This window comes from Quisquiliibacterium transsilvanicum (assembly GCF_014202215.1).
Classification (GTDB): domain Bacteria; phylum Pseudomonadota; class Gammaproteobacteria; order Burkholderiales; family Burkholderiaceae_E; genus Quisquiliibacterium; species Quisquiliibacterium transsilvanicum.
Genome location: NZ_JACHGB010000003.1, coordinates 372,885 through 395,077, shown reverse-complemented (window position 1 = coordinate 395,077; position 22,193 = coordinate 372,885). Strand labels below are relative to the sequence as shown.

General features: G+C 69.6%; 15 protein-coding genes, 1 pseudogene and 1 riboswitch. Of the genes and pseudogenes, 11 read left to right on the top strand and 5 right to left on the bottom strand.

The features are described from left to right. Positions 1 to 163 precede the first annotated feature (163 nt). The 7 genes and pseudogenes from rplU to HNQ70_RS08330 all read left to right on the top strand — a co-directional run. Positions 164 to 472 (top strand): annotated as a pseudogene (rplU, locus tag HNQ70_RS08360) (50S ribosomal protein L21); the annotation flags it as partial. Positions 473 to 764: 292 nt separating this feature from the next. Further along, positions 765 to 1,025, top strand: a complete 261-nt coding sequence (gene rpmA, locus HNQ70_RS08355) for a 50S ribosomal protein L27 (protein ID WP_183966247.1) — start codon at positions 765 to 767, stop codon at positions 1,023 to 1,025. Positions 1,026 to 1,148: 123 nt separating this feature from the next. Then, the gene (gene obgE, locus HNQ70_RS08350) at positions 1,149 to 2,258 is read left to right on the top strand and encodes a GTPase ObgE (protein ID WP_183966245.1); all 1,110 of its coding nucleotides are present in this window, start codon (positions 1,149 to 1,151) and stop codon (positions 2,256 to 2,258) included. Then, positions 2,251 to 3,417 (top strand): glutamate 5-kinase, encoded by a 1,167-nt coding sequence (gene proB, locus HNQ70_RS08345; RefSeq protein ID WP_183966243.1) that lies wholly within the window; start codon positions 2,251 to 2,253, stop codon positions 3,415 to 3,417. Before obgE ends, proB begins: the two co-directional genes overlap by 8 nt. Positions 3,418 to 3,510: 93 nt before the next feature. Then, positions 3,511 to 8,040: an RHS repeat-associated core domain-containing protein gene (locus tag HNQ70_RS08340; RefSeq protein WP_183966241.1), complete on the top strand. Its 4,530-nt coding sequence runs from the start codon at positions 3,511 to 3,513 to the stop codon at positions 8,038 to 8,040. Positions 8,041 to 8,107: 67 nt separating this feature from the next. Then, on the top strand, positions 8,108 to 10,057 hold the full coding sequence (locus HNQ70_RS08335) for an ABC transporter transmembrane domain-containing protein (RefSeq protein ID WP_183966239.1): 1,950 nt from the start codon (positions 8,108 to 8,110) through the stop codon (positions 10,055 to 10,057). Next, on the top strand, positions 10,054 to 10,902 hold the full coding sequence (locus tag HNQ70_RS08330) for a fumarylacetoacetate hydrolase family protein (protein WP_183966230.1): 849 nt from the start codon (positions 10,054 to 10,056) through the stop codon (positions 10,900 to 10,902). Before HNQ70_RS08335 ends, HNQ70_RS08330 begins: the two co-directional genes overlap by 4 nt. Before the next feature lie 76 nt (positions 10,903 to 10,978). Here HNQ70_RS08330 and HNQ70_RS08325 read toward each other — a convergent pair whose 3' ends face one another. The 3 genes from HNQ70_RS08325 to HNQ70_RS08315 form a co-directional block, all read right to left on the bottom strand. Then, entirely contained in the window at positions 10,979 to 12,547 is a 1,569-nt protein-coding gene (locus HNQ70_RS08325; protein ID WP_183966227.1) for a DEAD/DEAH box helicase, read from the bottom strand. A 262-nt stretch (positions 12,548 to 12,809) separates the two neighbouring features. Next, positions 12,810 to 13,607, bottom strand: a complete 798-nt coding sequence (locus HNQ70_RS08320; protein WP_183966225.1) for an enoyl-CoA hydratase/isomerase family protein — start codon at positions 13,605 to 13,607, stop codon at positions 12,810 to 12,812. A 76-nt stretch (positions 13,608 to 13,683) separates the two neighbouring features. Beyond that, on the bottom strand, positions 13,684 to 14,301 hold the full coding sequence (locus tag HNQ70_RS08315) for an RNA pyrophosphohydrolase (RefSeq protein ID WP_183966223.1): 618 nt from the start codon (positions 14,299 to 14,301) through the stop codon (positions 13,684 to 13,686). Positions 14,302 to 14,382: 81 nt separating this feature from the next. Between HNQ70_RS08315 and HNQ70_RS08310 the strand changes: the two genes are divergently transcribed. The 3 genes from HNQ70_RS08310 to HNQ70_RS08300 all read left to right on the top strand — a co-directional run bounded on the left by HNQ70_RS08310 (position 14,383) and on the right by HNQ70_RS08300 (position 18,353). Further along, the gene (locus HNQ70_RS08310) at positions 14,383 to 16,179 is read left to right on the top strand and encodes a proline--tRNA ligase (protein WP_183966221.1); all 1,797 of its coding nucleotides are present in this window, start codon (positions 14,383 to 14,385) and stop codon (positions 16,177 to 16,179) included. A gap of 261 nt (positions 16,180 to 16,440) precedes the next feature. Then, positions 16,441 to 17,127: a PEP-CTERM sorting domain-containing protein gene (locus HNQ70_RS08305; protein ID WP_183966219.1), complete on the top strand. Its 687-nt coding sequence runs from the start codon at positions 16,441 to 16,443 to the stop codon at positions 17,125 to 17,127. Positions 17,128 to 17,675: 548 nt separating this feature from the next. After that, a complete protein-coding gene (locus HNQ70_RS08300) occupies positions 17,676 to 18,353 on the top strand; it encodes a PEP-CTERM sorting domain-containing protein (RefSeq protein ID WP_246434842.1) in 678 nt (225 codons plus the stop codon). 111 nt (positions 18,354 to 18,464) lie between these two features. Here the strand turns inward: HNQ70_RS08300 and HNQ70_RS08295 are convergent, their stop codons facing one another. Then, complete coding sequence (locus HNQ70_RS08295; RefSeq protein WP_343060693.1) at positions 18,465 to 20,243, bottom strand: S8 family serine peptidase; 1,779 nt, start codon at positions 20,241 to 20,243, stop codon at positions 18,465 to 18,467. A 236-nt stretch (positions 20,244 to 20,479) separates the two neighbouring features. After that, positions 20,480 to 20,566: riboswitch (cyclic di-GMP riboswitch) on the bottom strand. A gap of 299 nt (positions 20,567 to 20,865) precedes the next feature. Here HNQ70_RS08295 and HNQ70_RS08290 point away from each other — a divergent pair. Next, a complete protein-coding gene (locus tag HNQ70_RS08290) occupies positions 20,866 to 21,555 on the top strand; it encodes a lytic transglycosylase domain-containing protein (RefSeq protein WP_183966213.1) in 690 nt (229 codons plus the stop codon). Positions 21,556 to 21,620: 65 nt separating this feature from the next. Here HNQ70_RS08290 and HNQ70_RS08285 read toward each other — a convergent pair whose 3' ends face one another. Further along, positions 21,621 to 22,070: a hotdog fold thioesterase gene (locus tag HNQ70_RS08285; RefSeq protein ID WP_183966211.1), complete on the bottom strand. Its 450-nt coding sequence runs from the start codon at positions 22,068 to 22,070 to the stop codon at positions 21,621 to 21,623. Between the last annotated feature and the right edge of the window lie 123 nt (positions 22,071 to 22,193).

The following is a 22,193-nucleotide window of genomic DNA, read 5'->3' as shown; positions in this document are numbered from 1 at the left end:
GGATTATACGTTCGGGGCGGCACGAGGCGACGGCGGGCGTTCGGCAGGATTATCCTGAGTGTTGCGAAGGCAGCGAAGCCGTCGTACCATATCGGGTTTTCCGCCTCCGCTATTTTCCTTGCGGGGCGTTCTCGTCCGGTTTTTTCATCAATCAGAGGTTCCCATGTACGCGGTCATAAAAACCGGCGGCAAGCAGTACAAAGTTGCTGCCGGCGACAAGATCAAAGTAGAACAGATGCCGGCGGACATCGGGGCTGAAATCGTGATCGACCAGGTTCTGGCGGTTGGCGCGGGCGATCAGCTCGCGATCGGCACGCCGCTCGTGGCAGGTGCGACGGTTTCGGCAACGGTGGTTTCCCAGGGTCGGCACGACAAAATCCGCATCTTCAAGATGCGCCGCCGCAAGCACTATCGCAAGCAGCAGGGCCACCGCCAGAACTACACCGAGCTCTTCATCGGCAAGATCGCGTCGGCGCTGGGCGAGAGCACCGTTGCCGCCGACGACCTCGAGAAGATCGAAGGCATCGGTCCGAAGATCCGTCAGGTCTTCGCCAAGGCCGGCATCGTCACCTTCGCGCAGCTGGCGCAGACGCCGGTGGAACGCCTGAAGGAAGTGCTGCACGCCGCTGGCTCGCGTTTCGGCCTGGCCGATCCGGGCACCTGGCCCGAGCAGGCCCGGCTGGCCGCCGCTGGCGACTGGGATGCGTTCAAGAAGCTTACCGACGAGCTCGTCGCCGGCAAGCGCGCTTAAGGAGTAGATCACCATGGCACAGAAGAAAGGCGGCGGCTCTACGCGCAACGGTCGCGATTCCCAGCCGAAGATGCTGGGCGTCAAGGCCTACGGTGGCGAAACCGTCTCAGCGGGTTCGATCATCGTTCGCCAGCGCGGCACCAAGTTCCATGAGGGCGTCAACGTGGGCCGCGGCAAGGACCACACGCTCTACGCGCTGGTCGACGGCCAGGTGAAGTTCGCTGTGAAGGGCGCGCTGCGCCGTCACACCGTGGAAATCGTTCCGCTGCAGTAATTCCGTTCGCGGCTCGGTTCGCCACCGACCCGTTCGTGCGCCGGTGTCCGCTCGCGCGGCATCCGGCGGCGGGACGGGCCGGTTGCAAAGCCCCGCCGTGCGGGGCTTTTTCATTGGAAGATCATGAAGTTCATCGACGAAGCACGCATCGAGGTCATGGCCGGCGACGGCGGCACGGGCGTCTCGTCCTTCCGCCGGGAGAAGTTCATCCCGAAGGGCGGTCCCGACGGCGGTGACGGCGGCCGCGGCGGCAGTGTCATCGCGGTGGCCGATCGCAACATCAACACGCTGGTCGACTTCCGCTTTGCGCGCAAGCACCAGGCGCGCAACGGCGAGCGCGGCCGCGGTTCCGACCAGTACGGTGCGGCCGCCGACGACATCCGGCTGCGGATGCCGGTGGGCACCCAGGTCTGGGACGACGAGACCGGCGAACTGCTGTTCGACCTCACCGAGCACGGCCAGACGGTGGTGCTGGCCAGGGGGGGCGGGGGCGGCCTGGGCAACATCCACTTCAAGTCGAGCACCAACCGGGCGCCGAAGCAGTTCACCCCCGGCATGCCGGGCGAGAGCCGGCACCTGCGCCTCGAGCTCAAGGTGCTCGCCGACGTCGGCCTGCTGGGTCTGCCCAATGCCGGCAAGTCCACGCTGATCACTGCGGTCAGCAACGCGCGTCCCAAGGTGGCCGACTATCCGTTCACCACGCTGCACCCCAACCTGGGCGTGGTGCGCGTGGGGCCGGAGAAGAGCTTCGTGGTCGCCGACATTCCCGGGCTCATCGAGGGTGCGGCGGAAGGCGCGGGCCTGGGTCACCAGTTCCTGAGGCACCTGCAGCGCACCCGGCTGCTGCTGCACCTGGTGGACCTCTCGCCCTTCGACCCCGAAGCCGATCCGGTGCGCGACGCGCGCGCCATCGTCAACGAGTTGCGCAAGTACAGTCCGGACCTGGCAGAGAAGCCGCGCTGGCTGGTGCTGAACAAGATCGACATGATCCCGGCCGAAGAGCGCAAGGCGCGCATCGACGACTTCGTCGCAAAGCTGAAGAAGGGCCGCGGGCGCAATGCGGTGAAGGTCGACCGCGTGTTCGCCGTCTCGGGCCTCACGCACGAGGGCTGCCAGGGGCTGATGCTGGCGGTCAACGACTATCTCGAGTCGATCCGGCCGCCGGTGCACGTGGAGCGCGATGCGCGCTTCGATGCGCCCGATGCGCCCGATGCGGAGACAGGCAATGGCTGAGGACGCCATCGTCAGCCCGTCGTCGCGCGCGTCGGGCCGGGCAGAGGCCGCGGTGCGCGCGGCGCGCCGGATCGTCGTCAAGGTGGGCTCCAGCCTGGTCACCGACGAGGGGCGGGGGCTGGACGCCGCGGCCATCTCGCAGTGGGGCGAGCAGATCGCGCTGCTGCGCGGGATGGGCAAGGACGTCGTGATGGTGTCCTCGGGGGCCATTGCCGAGGGAATGAAGCGCCTCGGCTGGGCGAAGCGCCCGAAGGAGATGCACGAACAGCAGGCCGCCGCAGCGGTGGGGCAGATGGGGCTGGCGCAGGTCTACGAGAGCTGCTTCCGCGAGCACGGGCTCGCCACCGCGCAGGTGCTGCTCACGCATGACGATCTCGCCGACCGCAAGCGCTACCTGAATGCGCGTTCCACGCTGCTGACGCTGCTGCAGCTCGGCGTGGTGCCGATCATCAACGAGAACGACACGGTGGTCACCGACGAGATCAAGTTCGGCGACAACGACACGCTCGGCGCGCTGGTCACCAACCTGATCGACGCGGACTGCCTGGTCATCCTCACCGACCAGCAGGGGCTGTTCACCGCCGACCCGCGCCACGATACGCAGGCGAAGCTGCTGTCACAGGTGGCGGCCGGCGATCCCGCGCTCGAGTCGATGGCCGGGGGCGCCGGCAGCTCGATCGGCAAGGGCGGAATGATCACCAAGGTGCTCGCTGCGCGGCGGGCCGCCTCCGGCGGCGCGCACACGGTCGTCGCCTCCGGGCGCGAGCCGGGAGTGCTGGTGCGGCTGGCCGAGGGCGAGGACATCGGCACGCAGTTCGTCGCGCAGACGCCGCGGCTGGCTGCGCGCAAGAAGTGGATGGCCGACCACCTGCAGCTGCGCGGCTCGGTGCGCGTCGACGCCGGCGCGGTGCGGGCGGTGCAGCGCGAGGGCAAGAGCCTGCTGCCGATCGGCGTCATCGACGTCATCGGCGACTTCGAGCGCGGCGAGGTCGTGGCCTGCCTGGATCCCGAGGGCAGGGAGATTGCGCGCGGCCTCATCAACTACTCCAGCTCCGAGGCGCGGCGCATCATGCGCCGGCCGAGCGCGGAGATCGAGGGCATCCTGGGCTTCGTCGAGGAGTCCGAACTCATCCATCGCGACAACCTCGTGCTGAGGTAGGGCGGGTGCAAACCCTCCGGCCGAGGCGTAGTCCGCCTGCCGGATGGTGCGCCCGGGTCGCGCCCCTTAGCCTGCTTTCGCAGGGAGGGGGCGATGGTGACGAAATCGAACGCACATCAGGCCGGCCGCGGCTGGCCCGGGGCAGGCCTTGCGAGGCCGCTGCGGACAGCGCTGTTCGCGCTGGTCCTGGCGCTGCAGTGCAGCGCGGCGAACGCCGTGCTCATGTGCGCCGCGGGGGTGGGCGCGGGCCTGCATGGCGGGGGACTGGTCGCCTCACTGGTGGGTGGCCTGCTCGGTGCAGCTGCCGGGGTGCGCGACGCGCTCGCGGGGCTGGTTGGCGCCGGCAAGCAGGCGGTGGACTGCATGCCCGCAGAGCAGGCGAGCGCCCCTGCGCCGGGCCTTCCCCGGGTGGCCGGCAATCCGGTGGACCTTGTCACCGGCGCGAAGCTGGACCGGGCCGTGGACGTCCACGTGCCGGCCGGCGCGGGCGCGGGCGCGCCTGCGCTGCGGCCGGGGCCGCCGCCCGAGCTCCTCTTTTCGCGCATGTACTCGAGCATGGGCACAGGCTCCGACGCCCTGGGGCCGGGCTGGCGCCACGGTTTCGAGACGCGCCTGCATGCCGGCCAGGACGCCCGGGGACGCGCGCAGCTGCAGGTGCTGCAGGCGGACGGGCGGCTGGTGCGCTTCGGAGCGGGTCGGCGCACGCTCGCGGGCCCGCTTCGGCACGAGGGGCTGCATCGCGACGACGGGGTGCTCGAGCGGCTGCCGCACAGGGCGGGCACTGCGGCGCGGGCGACCGCGGCGACCGGGGCTACGGCCCAGGCGGCCACGTGGATCTGGCGCTGGCGCGACGGACGCAGGCTGGAGTTCGCGGCGGATGGACGGCTGCTTGCGGTGACCGACGGCGGGGCGGCCCGGCTGTCAATGGAATACGAGAAGGGGGGCGGCAGGCTGGTCGCGGTGCAGGACTCGGCGGGAAATGCCTTGCGCTTCGTCTATGGGGATCGGGGCGAGGCGGGCGTCGGGGCCCTCGAGTCGCGTGCCGGAACGCAGGGAGGGCAGCAAGCCGCTCCCGCGCAGCGCCTGGCCGTGCTGCGGCTGCCGAATGGCTCGCAGGTCCGCTACGGCTATGACGCACGGGGGCGCCTGGAGTCGGTGCGCCATCCCGGCGGCGACGAGGTCCGCTACCGCTACGAAGCGCAGGGCGCCGCCCGGCTAGTCGGGGTGACGCTGCCGGATGGGCGCAGCAGCGCGTATCGGTACGACGCGCAGGGCCGGGTGGTCTGGTCGCGGGCCGCTGGGGCGCAGGAGCGGCAGGCGCTGCAGTTCGATTACGTCGGCAGCGGCAGCGGCAGCGGCAGCGACGGCGACGGCGACGGCGACGGCGAAACCCGGGTCTCGCGCGAGGACCGGCTGCTCGGCTCCTATCGGTGGCGAACGCTCGAGGACGGCGAGACCCGGGTGGTGGTGGAGGCGAGGGGCAGCGGTTGCGACGAATGCCCGCCCACCGGCCTTGCCTATCGCTACCGCCAGGGTCAGCTGACGGGGCTCGAGGCCGGCGATCGGAGCTGGCAGCTGCTGCACGATGCGCGCGGACGCCTGGTGGCGGTGCGGGGCGCCGATGCCGGTTCCGGGGGCGCCGTCGTTGAGCTGATGTCGGTGCAGTGGGACGAGGATTCGGCGGTCGATCGTCCGCTGCTGGTGCGCCGGTCGAGCGTCGTGCCGGGCAGGGCTCACGTGCTGAGCCTGAGGTATTCGCCCGCAGGTGCGCTGCGCTCGGTGCTGGAGTCGGGGTTCGCGCCGGTGGTCGATGCCGGGCCGGACGGCGGCGTACGCATCTCGGGGGCCGCTCCCATCCAGCGTGCGCATCCTGCCGATCGCGCAGGCGGCACATCCGTGGCAGCGGAGGCTGGCGGCCCGATGCAGTTGCCGGCGGCGGCACGGCACGAGGGCTTCGGCCGCTGGATGGTACGGGCGCCCAACGGCGCCGAGACGCGCTGGTGGCTGGACGACTTTGGCCGCGCGGTCGCGATGCTCTCGGCGGACACCGGAGTGACGCGCTGGGTGCGCGACGACGCAGGCCGCCTCGTGGAGGAGCACGCGGCCGACGGCACCGTTGCGAACCTGCGGCGGGACGTCCGCGGGCGGCTTCTCGAGCACACAGTGCGGCGCGGCACCGAAGCGCCGGTGGTCGCGCGCTTCCGTCATCGTGACGGGCGGACCGCAGGTGTCAGTCATCCCGGGCAGGACGAATCCTATGCCTACGACGGGCAGGGCCGGCTGGTGCGCCGCACGGTGCGTCTGAAGCTGGTGTCCGGGCGCATCGCCGAGTACCACACCCGATATCGCTATCAGTACCAGGATCGGCGGCCCAGCGCCTGGTCGCTGCCGGACGGAAGCTGGGTGCTGCAGGTCTACGACCGAGAGGGCCGGGCGCGCGCGCTGGAGCGGGTCACGGTCGACGGTGCGCATCGGATGCCGCTGGTGAGGGCGGCCGCGTGGGGGCCTCGCGGCCTGCTCGGCGCCGACTATGGCAACGGTGCGCGCATGCGCATCGACACCGGACCCGGCGGGCGCCCGGCGCGCATCTGCCACGGTAGCGGACGGGCCGGCGCGGCGCAGTGCGACCTGGTCGATCATCGTCTCTTCTTCGATGCCTCCGGCAGCCTGCTCGAGTGGGTGCGCGAAGACGTGCGCGCCTTCCATGTCCACGATTCCGCGGGGCGGCTGCTGCAGGCGCTGGAACGGGGGCAGGAGGCGGAGGTGGCCTGGCGTTATGCCTACGACCGCAATGGCAATCGCCTTCCGGCCGGTGTCTTTGCAGGTGCCGCTCTTGTGGGAGGCGCGTTCAACCGGAGCGTGGTCCGCGATGAGGCTCAGCTTGCCAAGGCAGAGGCAGAGGCAGAGGCCGGAGTCGGACCTGGAGCCGGACCTGGAGCAGGACCTGGAGCAGGACCTGGAGCCGGAGCAGCGGGGGCTGGCGCCGCCCCTTCGGGTGCCCCTTCCGCCAGCGGCGCGGCGCCGAGGTGGGATCGCGCCGGGCGGCTCATCGACGATGGCCTGCGCCGCTATCGCTGGACGCCGATGGGGCTGCTGGCCGAGGTCTCCGGGCCTGCCGGGGCCCTGGCGGAGTATCGCTACGATCATCGCGGCCAGCGCATCGCGGCCCGCTCGGGCGGTCGCTGGCGCCACTTTCTGTTCGACGAGCGCAGGCGGCCTCTTGCGGAACTCGACGAGGAGGGGCGGCTGCTGCGGCAGTACCTGCACTTCGCGGATCGGCCCCTCGCCGTGATCGAACACGCGGAGGGCGCCGAGCGGACGGTCTTCCTGCACCTGGACCACCGCGGCGCGCCGGTGCTGGCCAGCGACGCCTCCGCGGCGCCCGTGTGGCGCGCGCGCCATGCGCCATTCGGTCGCCTCGTCGGGCTGCAGGCGCAGGCCGGCTTCACGCTCGCACTGCGGCTCCCCGGCCAGCACGAGGACGAAATCACCGGCCTGCACTACAACGACCACCGCTGGTACGACCCCGACACCGGGCGTTACCTCAGCCCCGACCCCCTCGGACTTCGCGGCGGCCCGAATCCCTATGCGTATGCGGGCAACGATCCGCTCACGCGCGTCGACCCCAGCGGGCTGCTGCTCTTCGCCTTCGACGGCACCGGCAACAGCGATCCTCCCCCCGGGCAGGACGACTGGTCCAACGTCTACAAGCTGTCCAGGTCCTACGCCGACGGCCGCGTCTGGTACATGGCGGGCGTGGGCCGGCAGGATCCAGGCAGCGGCATCCTCGGCGGCAGGAGCGACCTCGCCGATGCTCAGAGCGCGCGGGCCCGGGTCGACTACATGCTGGCCGAACTCACCCGGGAGGCGTCGCTCCCCGCGTCCGCGTCGCGCTGGCTGAACGTGGATGTCATCGGCTTTTCGAGGGGCGCGTCGATGGCGCGCGACTTCGCCAACGAGGTGGCGGACCGGGCCACGTCGGGGATTTGGGCGCGGCTCGGCACCTGCGTGCGGCTGCGCTTCCTGGGGCTGTGGGATACGGTGGCGCAGTTCGGATCGGGAGGCACGCAGGACCTTTCCTGGCGGCTGTCGGTGCCCGCGGGCGTCGAATACGCGGCCCATGCGGTCGCGCTCAACGAGCACCGCACGCTGTTCCCCGTGGAGTCGATCGAGGGCGCGCCTGCCGGCGGCACACGCATCGAGCGCGGTTTCATCGGAGCGCACAGCGACATCGGGGGCAGCTACGCCGAAGGCGACCTCTCCGACGTCGCGCTTGGCTGGATGCATGCGCAGGCCCGCAACGCAGGCGTGCGCATGACGGCGCTGACCAGCGAGTTCGCGCGGGTCACCTCGCCGCTGCTACACGACTCGAACACCGACGGTTGGGGAGATCGCGAGTTCCGCCTGCGCAATGCGATGGGGCTCATCACCAGGAGCCTGGTCCAGCGGGTGGCGCCAGTTGCGGGAATGCAGTGGCGGGACACCGGTGGCTTCATTCAGAGATACGAGGAGCCGCGCTGGGATGCCTACGGCGCGCCGACGCTGGTCGGGACGGTGGGCATGGAAGACTACGCGCGCTGGCTTCGCGACAACTACGGTCTCCGGGTGGGCTGGGCGCCATGAGGCGGCAGCCAGCATCGGCGCCCACGTCCACGTTGGCACGAGCTCCAGCAGCTAACATGCGGGGACCATGCCAGATCATTCCCCGGAAGGCCGCCCAAGCGCGGTCGCCTCGCGCAGCGCGCTCTCGGTGCTGCGTTCGCTGCTTCCCTTCCTGGCGCCATACAAGGGCCGGCTCGCGGTGGCGGCGCTTGCGCTGGTGGTGGCGGCGGGGGCGGCGCTGGCGGTTCCGGTGGCGTTCCGGCAACTGATCGACCTCGGTTTCTCGGATGCCGGCAGCGCCCAGGTCAACCGCTGGTTCATCGGCCTGTTCGCGGTGGCGGTGGTCCTGGCGCTGGGCACCGCGGTGCGCTTCTACTTCGTCTCGTGGCTCGGCGAGCGGGTCACTGCCGACCTGCGCGCAGCCATCTACCGCCATGTGCTGCGGCAGGATCCCGGCTTCTTCGAGACGCTGAAGTCGGGCGAGGTGCTGTCGCGGCTCACCACCGACACCACGCTGATCCAGACCCTGGTGGGCACCAGCATCTCGATGGGCCTGCGCAACGCGCTGCTCTTTGTCGGCAGCCTGGTGATGATGCTGGTGACCAGTCCGAGACTGGCCGGGCTCATCGTCGGCCTCATCGCCCTGGTGGTGCTGCCGATCCTGGTGATGGGCAGACGCGTTCGACGGCTATCCCGCGACAGCCAGGACCGCGTCGCCGACACCAGCGCGCTCGCCGGGGAGCGGCTGAACGCGATCCAGACGGTGCAGGCCTTCGCGCGCGAAGCCTTCGAGTCGCAGCGCTTCTCCGACGCCACCGAGCGTGCCTTCCGAGCGGCGGTCCGTCGCACCCGCGCGCGCTCGATGCTGACCGCGCTGGCGATCACCCTGGTGTTCGGCGCGATCGTGTTCGTGCTCTGGCTGGGCGCGCATGCGGTGATCGAAGGGCGGATGACCGCCGGCCTGCTCACGCAGTTCATCCTCTACGCGGCCCTGGTCGCGGGCGCAACTGGCGCGCTCTCCGAGGTGCTCGGAGACGTGCAGCGGGCCGCCGGCGCGACCGAACGGCTGCTCGAGCTGCTCGACGCGCAGCCGGGCATCCGCAGGCAGCCGATGACGGAGGCCCAGGCAAGCAGCGATCCGGGTGCGCGCAGCGCTCCGGGCGCGCGCAGCGACTCGGAAGCGGGCGCATCGGCCCTGTCGCCCCCCAGCCGGACGTGCGACGTCGACCTGCAGGCCGGGTCCATCGGATCCGGCGCCCGTCTGCTGCAGCCTGCCGCAGGCGCCCGTCTCGACGTCGAGCACCTCAGCTTCAGTTATCCGACCAGGCCTGGCGAGCGCGCCCTGGACGACGTGAGCCTGCATGTGCGCGCCGGCGAGAGCGTGGCCATCGTGGGGCCCTCGGGCTCCGGCAAGACGACGCTATTCCAGCTGCTGCTGCGCTTCCACGATCCGCAGCAGGGCCGCATCCTGCTCGACGGACGCGACATCCGCGGCTTCGAGCCCACCGAGCTGCGCCTGGGTATCGGCATCGTCGCGCAGGACAACGTGGTCTTCTCGGCCGACGCGATGGAGAACATCCGCTACGGCCGGCTCGAGGCGAGCGACGAGGAGGTGATCGAGGCGGCGCGGGCCGCGCATGCGCACGAGTTCATCGAGCGCCTGCCGCAGGGCTACCGGACCGACCTGGGCGAGCGCGGGGTGCGCCTGTCCGGCGGCCAGCGCCAGCGCGTCGCGATCGCGCGGGCGCTGCTGAAGAACCCTCCGCTGCTGCTGCTGGACGAGGCGACCAGCGCGCTCGACGCGGAGAGCGAACGGCTGGTGCAGGACGCTCTGGAGCAGGCGATGCAGGGCAGGACGACGCTGGTGATCGCGCACCGGCTGGCCACGGTGGTGCGCGCGGACCGCATCGTCGTGCTGGAGGCGGGTCGTATCGTCGAGTCCGGCACGCATGCGCAGCTCAGCGCGCGTGGCGGGCTCTACGCGCGGCTGGCGCGGATGCAGTTCACGAACTTCGACGGAGAGAGGGGGAGCGCATGAAGCTGGTGAGGTATGGCAGGCCCGGCAAGGAGAAGCCTGGCATGGTGGACGCGGACGGTGTGCTGCGCGACCTGTCCGGCGTGGTGGCGGACATCGGCCCGGAGCAGCTCTCGCCCAGGGGGCTGGCGCGGCTCGCGAAGCTCAAGGCGGACCGGCTCCCCGCGGTGCGGGGGCGCCCGCGGATGGGAGTCCCCTTCAGTGGCGCGACCAAGTTCGTCGCCATCGGGCTCAACTACTCGGACCACGCGGCGGAGACCGGCAATCCGGTGCCCAAGGAGCCGGTGGTCTTCCACAAGACGCTGTCGTCGATGCAGGGCGCAACCGACGAGATCATGCTGCCCAAGGGCTCGGTCAAGACCGACTGGGAGGTGGAGCTGGGCATCGTGATCGGCACGCGCGCGCGCCACGTGACGCGCAAGGCGGCGCTGGACCACGTCGCCGGCTACGTCGTCGTGAACGACGTCTCCGAGCGCGAGTGGCAGATGGAGCACGGCCCAACCTGGGACAAGGGCAAGGGCTTCGACACCTTCGGCCCGGTCGGTCCGTGGCTGGTGACGCGCGACGAGGTGCCCAACCCGCAGCGGCTCTCGATGTGGCTCGACGTCAACGGCGAGCCGCGCCAGCGAGGCAGCACCAGGACGATGGTGTTCGACTGCGCGACGCTGATCGCCTGCGTGAGCCGGCTGATGACGCTGAACCCGGGCGACATCATCACCACGGGCACGCCGCCCGGCGTGGGAACCGGAATGAAGCCGCCGCAGTTCCTGAAACCCGGCGACGTGGTGTCGCTGGGCATCGAAGGGCTGGGAGAGCAGCGCAGCCCGGTGGTGAAGTTCAGGCTCTGAGGCGCCGCCCGTCAGCGCCGCCCGGGCTCGTTCGCAGAGCCCGCCGGCGCCGAACGGGCAAGCCCGTCAGCTCAGCTCAGCGCCCGCGGCGCGGTGCGTTGGTGCCACGGAAGCCCAGCCCCGCGCTGCGCGGCGCCGACGCCGGGCCGGTTCCTGCGCCGCCGCCGGAGCGTGCGGGGGCGGGGGCCGCTGCCTGGTGGCCTTGCGCGCCCTGCGCCGCACGCGGTGCCTGGCCATGCGGTGCACGCTGTCCCTGGCCGTGACCGGCACGGGGACCCTGCGAGACGCCTGCCTGGCCCGGGCCGGCGTGGCCCTGCGGTCCGGCCTGGCCGGTGCGCGAGCCCTGGCCGGGGCGACCGCCCTGGGAGGGGCGCTGGCCACCGCGTCCGCCGCGTCCGCCCGCGGGCATCGGCGGGCGGTTGGATTCGCCCAGGCCGTCGTCGTACTGCTGGCCGCGCGCGCCTCGGCCCATCGGAATGGGCACCGGCTTGACGCTCAGGTCCGGCTCGAAGCCGGGGACCTCGATGCGCGGCAGCTGGCGCTTGAGCATCCGCTCGATGTCCATCAGGAATTTGTGCTCGTCGACGCAGACCAGCGACAGTGCCTCGCCGCTCAGGCCGGCACGGCCGGTGCGGCCGATCCGGTGCACGTAGTCTTCGGCGACGTTGGGCAGCTCGAAGTTCACCACGTGCGGCAGCTCGTTGATGTCGATGCCGCGCGCCGCGATGTCGGTGGCCACCAGCACCTGCAGCGAGGCGTCCTTGAACTCGGCCAGCGCCCGCGTGCGCGCGCCCTGGCTCTTGTTGCCGTGGATGGCCAGCGCGCTGATGCCGTCCTTGTTCAGCAGCTCGGCCAGGCGGTTGGCGCCATGCTTGGTGCGGGTGAACACCAGCACCTGGAACCAGTTGTTGTCCTGGATGAGCTTGGAGAGCAGCTGGCGCTTGCGGTTCTTGTCGACCAGCACGACCTTCTGGTCCACCAGCTCGGCCGGCGCGTTGCGGCGCGCCACTTCGATCATCGCGGGGCGGTTGAGCAGGTCGTCGGCGAGCGTCTTGATCTCGTCCGAGAAGGTGGCCGAGAACAGCAGGTTCTGGCGCTTCCTGGGCAGCAGCGCGAGGATCTTGCGGATGTCCCGGATGAAGCCCATGTCGAGCATCCGGTCGGCCTCGTCGAGCACGAGGATCTCGACCCCTGACAGGTCGACGGTGCGCTGGCCGATGTGGTCGAGCAGGCGGCCGGGCGTGGCGACGAGAATGTCGACGCCGGCCTGCAGATGCCGGATCTGCGGATTGATGTTCACGCCCCCGAACACCGTCATCGACGTGAGCTTCAGGTGGCGCGAGTACTGGGTCACGCTCTCCTCGATCTGCGCGGCGAGCTCCCGGGTGGGGGCGAGCATCAGCGCGCGGATCGTGCGGCGGGCGCCGATCGGCGTCTTGAGCGGCGGATTGGTGCTCAGCAGTTGGAGGATGGGGAGCGTGAAGCCGGCGGTCTTGCCGGTGCCGGTCTGGGCGCCGGCAAGCAGGTCGCCACCCGAGAGCACGACCGGGATGGCCTGGGTCTGGATGGGCGTGGGTTGCGTATAGCCGAGCTCGGTGACGGCGCGGACAATGGGCTCGGACAGGCCGAGCGATGCGAACGACATAGGACCCCTGACGGGAAGTACCGCGTCGACCTGTCGCGCTGCGGCTTGTTGCCGTGGCGACACCAGTCGGGAAGACGAAGAGGGATGAACGAAAGGTCTGATAGACAGCGGCGCGCAGACTGGTGATCAATGCCGCTGCGGCGCAGTATAACTGCTGCCGGCGGATCGCGCCGGGCATCGGATGCCTCGCGGGGCGACCTCCGCGGCGATTCCGCGGCGGCGGGGCGATTTCAGTGACCCCCGCCGCCGCTGTCCGCTCCGCTCAGCGCCCCTTGAACACCGGCTTGCGCTTCTCCAGGAAGGCCTTGCGCCCCTCCTGGAAGTCCTCGGTGCCGAACAGCACCGCCTGGGCGTCGGTCTCGGCGGCCATCAGGTCCTCGAGCGGCATCGGCCCGCGGGCGAGCACCGACTTCACCATGCCGTTGGACAGCGGCGCGGCCTGGGCCACTTCCTGCGCCAGCGCCAGTGCGGTCTCCAGCGCGCGGCCGGGCGCGCACAGTTCCTCGGCCATGCCCTGGGCCTGGGCGGTGGCGGCGTCCATCACGCGACCGCTCATGATCCACAGCTTGGCACGCCCCATTCCCATGCGGTTGGGAATCGACCACATGCCGGCCAGGTCGGGAAACAGGCCGATGCGGTTGAATGTGCAGGAGAACTTGGCCTCGGTCGATGCGACCACGATGTCGCAGGCGGCCGCCAGGCACATGCCGGCGCCGGCCGCGTGACCCTCGACGGCGGCGATCACCGGCTTCTCGCCGCGGATCAGCAGCCGCATGATGCGGTGCACGAACTGCATGCGCGTGCGTCCCTTGGCCGGCGTCACTCCCTCGAAGCTGGTGATGTCCCCGCCCGAGCAGAAGTGCGCCCCGGCGCCGGTGAGCACCAGCACGCGGCACTCCGGGTCCTCGAGCGCCGCCTCGAGCTCGGTCAGCAGCCGTGCGCGCAGCGCGAGCGCGAGCGCGTTGCGGCGCTCGGGATAGGACAGCGTCAGGACGGTGACCGGGCCGTGCCGGTCAACTTTGACGTCGCAGGCGCTGCGCGCGTCGGGGGTGGCGCTCATGGTGTGTTCCTCCGGTGGTCGTGTTGCTTTGAGGAGGGCGAATGCCGGGGCCCGGCGCGGAAGGGGCGGGTCAGGCTCAGGCCTTGGCGGGCGCGCCGGAAGCGCCCAGGGGGCCGGTCGCGTTGGCGGAGCCGCCGCCGGCATCCGTGCCGGCGCCGGCATCGCCCTCGCGGCGCGGCCTGCGCACGCGGCTGCGCAGGTAGCGCGGCGCCTCGGGCTGCTCCTTGAACAGATGGCGGGAGAGCTCGTCGAGCGCCATCCGGTAGACCTCGCGCTTGAACTCGATCACCGAGTCGAGCGGAATCCAGTAGTCGTTCCAGCGCCAGGCATCGAATTCCGGGTGCTCGGTGGCGCGCAGCTGCACGTCGCAGTCGCGCCCGACCATCCGCAGCAGGAACCAGATCTGCTTCTGGCCGCGGTAGTGGCCGCGCCAGTCGCGGCGCACCCAGTTGGTGGGCACGTCATAGCGCAGCCAGTCGCGCGTGCGCGCGATGATCCGGACGTGCTCAGGCAGCAGCCCGACCTCCTCGTGCAACTCGCGGTACATCGCCTGCTCCGGCGACTCACCGCGATTGATCCCGCCTTGCGGAAATTGCCAGGAATGTTCCCTGATCCGCTTGCCCCAGAAGACCTCGTTCCTGCTGTTGACCAGGATGATGCCGACGTTGGGGCGGTAGCCGTCCCGGTCCAGCATGGCGACACCCCCTGATACTTTAGAATTCGCTCGATTATATCGGCGCAATCCGTGCGCCCGGCCATTCCCGAGAAGACCCCCATGAAAGCATCGCGTTTCCTCGTTTCCACGCTGAAGGAGGCGCCCTCCGACGCCGAAATCACCAGCCATCGGCTGATGACCCGCGCGGGGATGATCAAGCGGCTGGCCGGGGGGATCTACAACTACATGCCGATGGGGCTGCGGGTGATCCGGCGCATCGAGAACATCATCCGCGAGGAGATGAACCGCGCCGGCGCGATCGAGCTGCTGATGCCGGTGGTGCAGCCGGCCGAGCTGTGGGTGGAATCGGGCCGTTGGGAGCAGTACGGGCCGGAGCTGCTGCGCATCAAGGACCGCCATGGCCGCGACTTCATCCTGCAGCCGACCTCGGAGGAAGTGATCACCGACATCGCCCGTCAGGAGATCCGCAGCTACCGGCAGATGCCGAAGAATTTCTATCACATCCAGACCAAGTTCCGCGACGAGCGCCGGCCGCGCTTCGGCGTGATGCGCGGGCGCGAGTTCACGATGAAGGACGCCTACTCCTTCGACCGCGACCGCGAGTCAGCGCTGCGCAGCTATCAGGCGATGTTCGACGCCTATTGCCGCGTGTTCGACCGCATGGGCCTGGTCTACCGGCCGGTGGCCGCCGACACCGGCGCCATCGGCGGTTCGGCCAGCCACGAATTCCAGGTCATCGCCGACACCGGCGAGGACGCCATCGCCTGGTGCCCCGACTCCGGCTATGCCGCCAACGTGGAACTGGCCGAGGCGCTGCCGCTGATCGAGTCGCGCGCCGCCGCCGCCCAGCCGCTGGAGAAAGTGGCCACGCCGGGCAAGGAGCGCTGCGAGGACGTGGCCGAACTGCTGGGCCTGCCGCTGGATCGCACCGTGAAGTCCATCGTGCTGGCGGTGGACCGCCACGAGCCGGTGAAGGATGGCAAGGAGGACCTGGGAGGCAAGCCCCGCATCGTCGCCACCGAGATCTGGCTGCTGCTGGTGCGCGGCGACCACGATCTCAACGAAGTGAAGGCCGGCAAGGTCGAGGGCCTGGCCGGTTTTCGCTTCGCCACCGCGGCCGAGATCGCCGAACACTTCGGCTGCGAGCCCGGCTACCTGGGGCCGATCGGCACCGCGAAGCCGGTGCGCCTGGTGGCGGACCGGACCGTGGCCAACATGAGCGATTTCGTCTGCGGCGCCAACGATGTCGGATTTCATTACACCGGCGCGAACTGGGATCGGGACCTCCTGCCCGCGCTGGCCGAGCGAGGCGAGCAGCTGCTGGTGGCCGACATCCGCAACGTGGTCGAGGGCGATCCGTCGCCGGACGGCAAGGGCCGGCTGGTCATCCAGCGCGGCATCGAGGTGGGCCACGTCTTCTACCTGGGCACCAAGTACTCCAGCGCCCTGAACGCCGCCTTCATCGACGACGACGGCAAGAGCAAGCTCATGGAGATGGGCTGCTACGGCATCGGTGTCACCCGCCTGCTGGGCGCCGCCATCGAGCAGAACCACGACGAGCGCGGCATCGTCTGGCCGCGCGGAATCGCCCCCTTCGAGGTGGTGATCTGCCCGCTGGGGTATGCCAAGTCGGCCGCGGTACGCGAGGCTGCCGATGCGCTCTACGCCGAACTGCTCGAGGCCGGGGTCGACGTGCTGCTGGACGACCGGGACGAGCGGCCGGGGGTGATGTTTGCCGACTGGGAGCTGATCGGGGTGCCGGTGCGGGTCACGGTCGGCGAGCGGGGGCTGAAGGAAGGGCAGGTGGAGGTGCTGCGGCGCAGGGGGATGGAGATGGAGGCGGTGGCGGTTGGCGAGGCCGGTGCCGCGGTGCGGGGGGTGTTGGCGGGGTGCTGAGTGCCCGCTGAATAGTCGCGCCCGCTCCCGCGGAGTGTTGCAGGGGCGCCGAGTGGAACTATGTCACATCGGCGCTTCTTACGTTCGCAGCGGGATGATGACGGGGCGCCTGTCGATCACTCGTCAAGTAATTGATTCATTTAAGGAAATCGTTTCTTCTTCGGCCTGGCACGGATAGTGCTTAATCGATTCCGTCGCGTCGCAGCGCGCAAGGCTTGTCGCCGGGGTGCTGCGGCGTCTTGTTTGAACGGGAGAAGAAGAATGGTTTCCAGGAAGACGGGCAGGTCGGGGTTGGCGGCGCTGGCGGTCGGCGCGGCGGTGCTCAGTGGCGGTGTGCAGGCTGCGCCGGTTTGTGATGGCACCGCAGCGTCCGACGTTTCGCTGACGATTGCGCCGAATACCTATTACGCGACGCAGTGCGGCCTTGTCGGCTCCAAGCCGAACGGCCCGGCGGCCGAAGCCACCCAACTGCAGTCCCTGCTGGGCACCGGCGCGCTCACGCTGCTGGACAAGTCCGACGATGCCGGGTCGCCGCACCCGGGCATCGGGGGCATCAGCTTCGAGGTTACTGCGAACGCAGCGAACAACACGTGGCAAGTCTCCTGGACCGACGTGTCCGGGTTGCCGAACCTGCCGGTCATCATCGACTTCGTCGTCGGCATCGCGGCGGGTGCGGCTGACTATGCGGGCTACCTGCTCGACGACGTGCTGTTGCCGATCAACCCGACGAGCGGCACGGGGACCTTCGAGGTGGCGTTCCGCAACAACGGCGGCCAGATCCCGAACCTGTCTCATCTGAGTCTGTTTTCAGCTGGTTACCGGATTCCCGACAACGGCGGAGGCGGCGGTGGCAGCGTTCCGGAGCCGGCGCCTATTGCGCTGATGGGCTTGGCGTTTGCCGGGATGGTCTTGCTTCGTCGTCGTAGCAGGGCTAAGACGGTCGCCTGAGTCTGGTGAATGCGTCCGCGGCAGGGCGGGGCAGCAGGAGAAGCGGCAGCCCTCGAACTGCCGTTCTTTTTTGCAGTGGCCGTTACCGCGGGTTGGCGGTGGAACTGATGCCTGCCTCAACCATGCCTGACCTGAAGTCGTCGCGGAGTGTCGGTGCGTTTTACGCTCCGTGCTGGCTTCGGGGTCACCGGTGCATCTCAAGTCTCGGCGCGTCAAAGTCTTCCGGATCGGGGGTGCTTCCATCAATGGGGCTGATGGCGGACGTTGCGTCTGGGCGCTCGTGGTCTGCCGGTGGGCTTCCCGACCCTGGTCGAAGTTGTCTGCGAGCAGTTTAGGCGGACGCCGTTGTCGATTATTCTTACATACTGCCCAGGGGTACAGGGAAGAGTGTCGTTGGGCCGTTCTCAAGTGCCTGATTGAAAGCGGTTTTTTCTCGCGCCAATCGGTTGGCACGAAGTGTGCTTCTCAGTTGTTCATCAAGCCGCGGCGCCTCAGTTCGCGCAACGGCTGGAGGGCTTTGACGTCTTGTCATGAATCGGGAGCACGCTATGTATAAGCTCAACGCAGGAAAAATCGGTTTGGCAGCGCTCGCCGTTGGCGCGGCTCTCTCGAGCGGCGCGGTGCATGCGGCTCCGGTGTGTGACGGCACGTCGGCTTCCGACGTCTCGCTGACGGTTGCCCCGACGACCTATTACGCGACGCAGTGTGGTCTCGTCGGCTCCAAACCCAACAACCCGACCAACGAGGGGATTGCGCTGCAGTCGCTCCTCTCGACTGGTCCGCTGACGTACTTGGACAAATCCGATGACGCCACAACGCCGACCGGGATTGCTGGGATCACGTTCCAGGTTTCGGCCAACGTGAATGGGACCTGGTCGGTGACTTGGACGGACGTATCGGGCTTGCCGAACCTCCCGATCATCATCGATTTCGTCGTCGGCATCGCAGCGGGCGCCGAGGACTATGCAGGGTATCTTCTGGATGACGTGCTGCTGCCGATCACTCCGACAAGTGGTACTGGCACCTTTGAGGTCGCCTTCCTCAACAATGGCGGTCAGGTGCCCGGCCTGTCTCACCTGAGCCTCTTCTCCGCTGGTTACCGGACGCCCAATGGTGGTGGCGGTGGTGGCAGTGTCCCCGAACCAGCTCCCATCGCACTGATGGGCTTGGCCTTCGCGGGCATGGCCCTGCTGCGTCGCCGTAACAAGGCTGCGAAGTCCGCCTGAAGCTTCGGCCCCGCGTAGCGCCTGCATCTCCGCGGGCGCGAAAGAAAAAACGGCTGCTTAGGCAGCCGTTTTTTCATCGTGCGGCAATTACCGCGGAGCATGGGCGCCCCGTTACTTGGTTACCGTCACCGAGGTCGCAGCAGTATTCCCCGCCTTGTCACTCGCCGTCAGCGTGATCGTGTGCGTCCCGGTGCGCTCCCTCCGCGTGTTCCACTTGTAGTTCAGCGACCCCGTGGTGGTGCTCGACACCACGGTGCCGTCGATCGCAAGTTGCATCCAGGCCACCCCGCCGGCGTCGTTGGCGCTTGCCGAGATCGTCACGTTGCCATTCACCTTGAGGCCGCTCGACGGACTCAGGATGGCCACGGTCGGCGGGGTGGCGTCCGGCGCGGCCAGGGTGGCCACCGCGTTCGACACCTTCAGTGACACCGGCGACGACAGCCCGCTGTTGCCGCGATCGTCGTAGGCCACGGCCGACAGCGTCACCGAACCGTCCGCGACCTTCGTCGTGTCCCAGCCGAAGCTGTAGGGGGCCGTATCGTCCGACCCGATCGACTTGCCGTTGACGAGGAGTTCCACCCGGGCGACGCCGGCGTTGTCACGGGCGTCGACATTCACCGTGACGGTGCCGGTAGCGCTTCCACTGGTGGGCGAGGTGATCGCGGCGGTGGGCGGGGTGGTGTCGGTGCTAACGGTGCCCGCCGCGGCGAGCGCAGCAGCGGCGTCCACGCGGCCGTAGCCGTAGATCGAGTCCTTGCCAGCAGTTCCCAAGTCCACTGCACCCGCGTATAGCGCGGATTCTATCTGCGCCGGCGTGAAGTCGGGGCGCATGGCCTTGATCATCGCGGCGGTGCCTGCGACCACTGGGCTGGCGAGGGAGGTTCCGGACCAAGCCCTGTAGCTGCCGCCGACGTGCGTCGTATAGATGCTGTCGCCGGGAGCGGCCAGGTCGACGAAGGTCCCGTAGCTCGACCAGGAAGTTCTCGAGTCGCCCGAGTTGGTCGCCGAGACCACGATCATCGAGTCGTTCGCGGCGATGCCCTCGTCCTTGCCGTTGTTGCCCGCGCAGACCACGACCACGCCGCCTTTGCTGCGTAGGTAGTTGGCGGCGCTCTGCACGGTGGAACTGGCAGCCACTCCCACGTAGCTGATGTTGGCGATGCGGGCGCCGTTGTCCGCGGCCCAGGTGAGGCCCTGGGCCACGGTGCTCCAGTAGGCATAGGCGTTGGCGTCCGCGATCCGCACCGGCATCAGCTTCGCACCCCAGGCGACCGACGCCACGCCCGTTGCGTTGTTCCCGGCTGCGGCGGCCGCGCCGGCGACAGCGGTGCCGTGGCCGTTGGGGTCGGAGGTGTCGCTGTTGTTACCGTAGAAATTCCAGCCCGGCACCAGTTGGCCGGCGAGGTCCGGGTGCGAGGGGTCGATGCCGGTGTCCAGGATCGCGACGATCGTTCCCCCGCCTACCGAAGCACCCCAGGCGGTAAGTGCATTGATCTTGGGCAGGTGCCACTGGCTGGAGAGCATCGGATCGTTGGTCGTCGATCCCGGGGGCGCGAGCCGGTCGAGTTCGGCGAACTCGATGTGCGGATGGCGCGCAAGACGCTCGGCCAGCTTCTCCTCGGACTGGCCGGGAGGGACGTTGACCATGTGGGCGCGCATGCCGCGGAGCCGGCCCAGCGAGCGCCCGCCGTGGGAGGCGAGAGTGGCTTCGAACTGAGCGTCCGAGACGCCGGCCTTGGCTGCGACCAGGATGCGTCCCGGCGCGAAGGCGGGCGGCGCCACGGTCTGGGCCGTGCTCGTCGCGCTTGCTGCAGCGCCGCGCGCTCCGCGGCCGTTTTCCTGGGCTGCCGCGGGTTGCGCCAGCGCAGACGCCGCGATGATGGCAGCCACTACAGCGGGAATCGGGGAGCGCCGGGGCAGGCGACGCGTCACGCGTGTGCCGCGGCTCTCGGAGGAGGCTGTGTGCTGGATAGTCGTGCGGACCTTGGAGTCGCGGTTCATTCTGATCTGCTCCTGCGTGACCCGGTGAGATGGGCCGTCCTCGAAGCAGAACCACCAGGGGCTTCGATGGGCGCGCACCGACCCATCGATCAGCCGTGGGGCGCGAAGTTTACTCGCCCCGAACGTCCGGCGGTCCCGCTGTCGTAGGACTGCCGTCCCTTAGACCGGTGACTTTGCGTCCCCGGCTTTCGCCGGGTTTGCCCTTTTCGGACCTCCAGGAGCGGTGCCGCCCGCGTTGCCCGTGTGAACGATGTCACGGGGCGGAAACGGACGTGAACCGCGCCATTCGATCCACGGGTCGCAGTATGCAAACCGTGCCGCAGGCCTGTCGATGGCCGTACGTCGACGGCTCGACGCCGACGAACGGTGTTGGTGGACAGGCTGCCCGCGTCGTCCCGATGGCTGCCCGACGACAGGCCGTCCGGGTCGGAAGGACGGTCGAAGTTCCGTCATCGGGCGCCGATAGAATCGAGCGACCCCATCTCTCGTGGCGCCTGCCGTCTTTCATCGCATGCCTGCCTTCGCCGTTCGTGCCAGCCGTCGCATCCTTGCCGCCCTGTCGGGGGCCGCGCTGTGCATGGCGCTCGGGGCGCCGGCTCAGGCGGGGCCGCAGCAGTACGAGCCCATGTCGGCCTCGGTGCGCTCCGCGCTGGCCGCCGCCGTGGCCGACGATCGCTCCGCGCCGGAGCCCCGCTTCGTATCCGTGCAGGAGAAGGTCGACTGGCTGGCGGCCCTGTCCGAGCGGCTGCCGCGTAAGTGGAAGCCGGATCCCCAGCAGCGGGTCGAATTCCTGAAGTCGGTGCGCTACGAGGCCCAGCGGGCGGGGCTGGACCCCCACCTGGTGTTGGGGCTGATCGAGGTCGAGAGCTACTTCCGGCGCTACGCGGTGTCTCACGTGGGCGCGCGCGGCTACATGCAGGTGATGCCCTTCTGGACCCGGGTGATCGGCAACGGCGATTCCTCGGCCCTCTTCGACATGCGCACCAACCTGCGCTACGGCTGCGCCATCCTGCGCCACTACATCGACATCGAGCGCGGCGACCTGTTCCGCGCGCTCGGCCGCTACAACGGCAGCCTGGGCCGGGCGGAGTACCCCAACCTGGTGCTGCGGGCCTGGAAGAAGTGGGAGCATGCCGCTGCGGCGCCGCCGCCGGCGCGTCCCGCGGTGCAGGCGGCAGCGGGCGCGGTTCCCGGGGGCTGAAGGCCGCGCAGCAGCGTGCCTGCGCCGGCCGGCCGGCCGCCGGCGGCCCCGCTGCGCAGCCCCGCTCAGCTCCGCTTGTCCGGCACGATCGCCATCGTGATGCGCGACGCGCAGACCATCCGCCCCTCACCGTCGCGGATGTCGATCTGCCAGACGTGGGTGGTGCGGCCTACGTGCACCGGCCGGCATTCGCCGTACACCCAGCCTTCGCGCATCGCGCGGATGTGGTTGGCGTTGATGTCCAGGCCCACGCCGGTGAAACCGGGCTCCAGGCACATCCAGGCCGACATGCTGCCCAGAGTCTCGGCCAGCGCCACCGATGCGCCGCCGTGCAGGATGCCGGCCGGCTGCTTCGTGCGTTCGTCCACCGGCATGCGTCCGCGCAGGAAGTCCGGCCCGATCTCGGTGATCTCGATGCCCAGGCGCTCGCAGGCGGTGTTCTGGTGCATGCGGTTGAGGTCCTCCACTGCGAGGCTCCTGCGGAAGAGGCGGGGGGTGTCGGTGGCAGTGTTCATTCGGGTGGCGGTTCGGTCCAGGGATGACGCCGATCTTAGCCGAGCCCCGGGCCAGGGGGCCGGCGCGGCGGCGGCGAAAAGGGCCGGCGGCTGCGCGATCGTCCCGTCGCCGGCCGGACGGCC

Bases quoted from the DNA above. Each gene is read 5' to 3' on its own strand.
- rpmA (WP_183966247.1), top strand. From the start codon at position 765: ATGGCACAGAAGAAAGGCGGCGGCTCTACGCGCAACGGTCGCGATTCC.
- obgE (WP_183966245.1), top strand. From the start codon at position 1,149: ATGAAGTTCATCGACGAAGCACGCATCGAGGTCATGGCCGGCGACGGC.
- proB (WP_183966243.1), top strand. From the start codon at position 2,251: ATGGCTGAGGACGCCATCGTCAGCCCGTCGTCGCGCGCGTCGGGCCGG.
- HNQ70_RS08340 (WP_183966241.1), top strand. From the start codon at position 3,511: ATGGTGACGAAATCGAACGCACATCAGGCCGGCCGCGGCTGGCCCGGG.
- HNQ70_RS08335 (WP_183966239.1), top strand. From the start codon at position 8,108: ATGCCAGATCATTCCCCGGAAGGCCGCCCAAGCGCGGTCGCCTCGCGC.
- HNQ70_RS08330 (WP_183966230.1), top strand. From the start codon at position 10,054: ATGAAGCTGGTGAGGTATGGCAGGCCCGGCAAGGAGAAGCCTGGCATG.
- HNQ70_RS08325 (WP_183966227.1), bottom strand. From the start codon at position 12,547: ATGTCGTTCGCATCGCTCGGCCTGTCCGAGCCCATTGTCCGCGCCGTC.
- HNQ70_RS08320 (WP_183966225.1), bottom strand. From the start codon at position 13,607: ATGAGCGCCACCCCCGACGCGCGCAGCGCCTGCGACGTCAAAGTTGAC.
- HNQ70_RS08315 (WP_183966223.1), bottom strand. From the start codon at position 14,301: ATGCTGGACCGGGACGGCTACCGCCCCAACGTCGGCATCATCCTGGTC.
- HNQ70_RS08310 (WP_183966221.1), top strand. From the start codon at position 14,383: ATGAAAGCATCGCGTTTCCTCGTTTCCACGCTGAAGGAGGCGCCCTCC.
- HNQ70_RS08305 (WP_183966219.1), top strand. From the start codon at position 16,441: ATGGTTTCCAGGAAGACGGGCAGGTCGGGGTTGGCGGCGCTGGCGGTC.
- HNQ70_RS08300 (WP_246434842.1), top strand. From the start codon at position 17,676: ATGTATAAGCTCAACGCAGGAAAAATCGGTTTGGCAGCGCTCGCCGTT.
- HNQ70_RS08290 (WP_183966213.1), top strand. From the start codon at position 20,866: ATGCCTGCCTTCGCCGTTCGTGCCAGCCGTCGCATCCTTGCCGCCCTG.
- HNQ70_RS08285 (WP_183966211.1), bottom strand. From the start codon at position 22,070: ATGAACACTGCCACCGACACCCCCCGCCTCTTCCGCAGGAGCCTCGCA.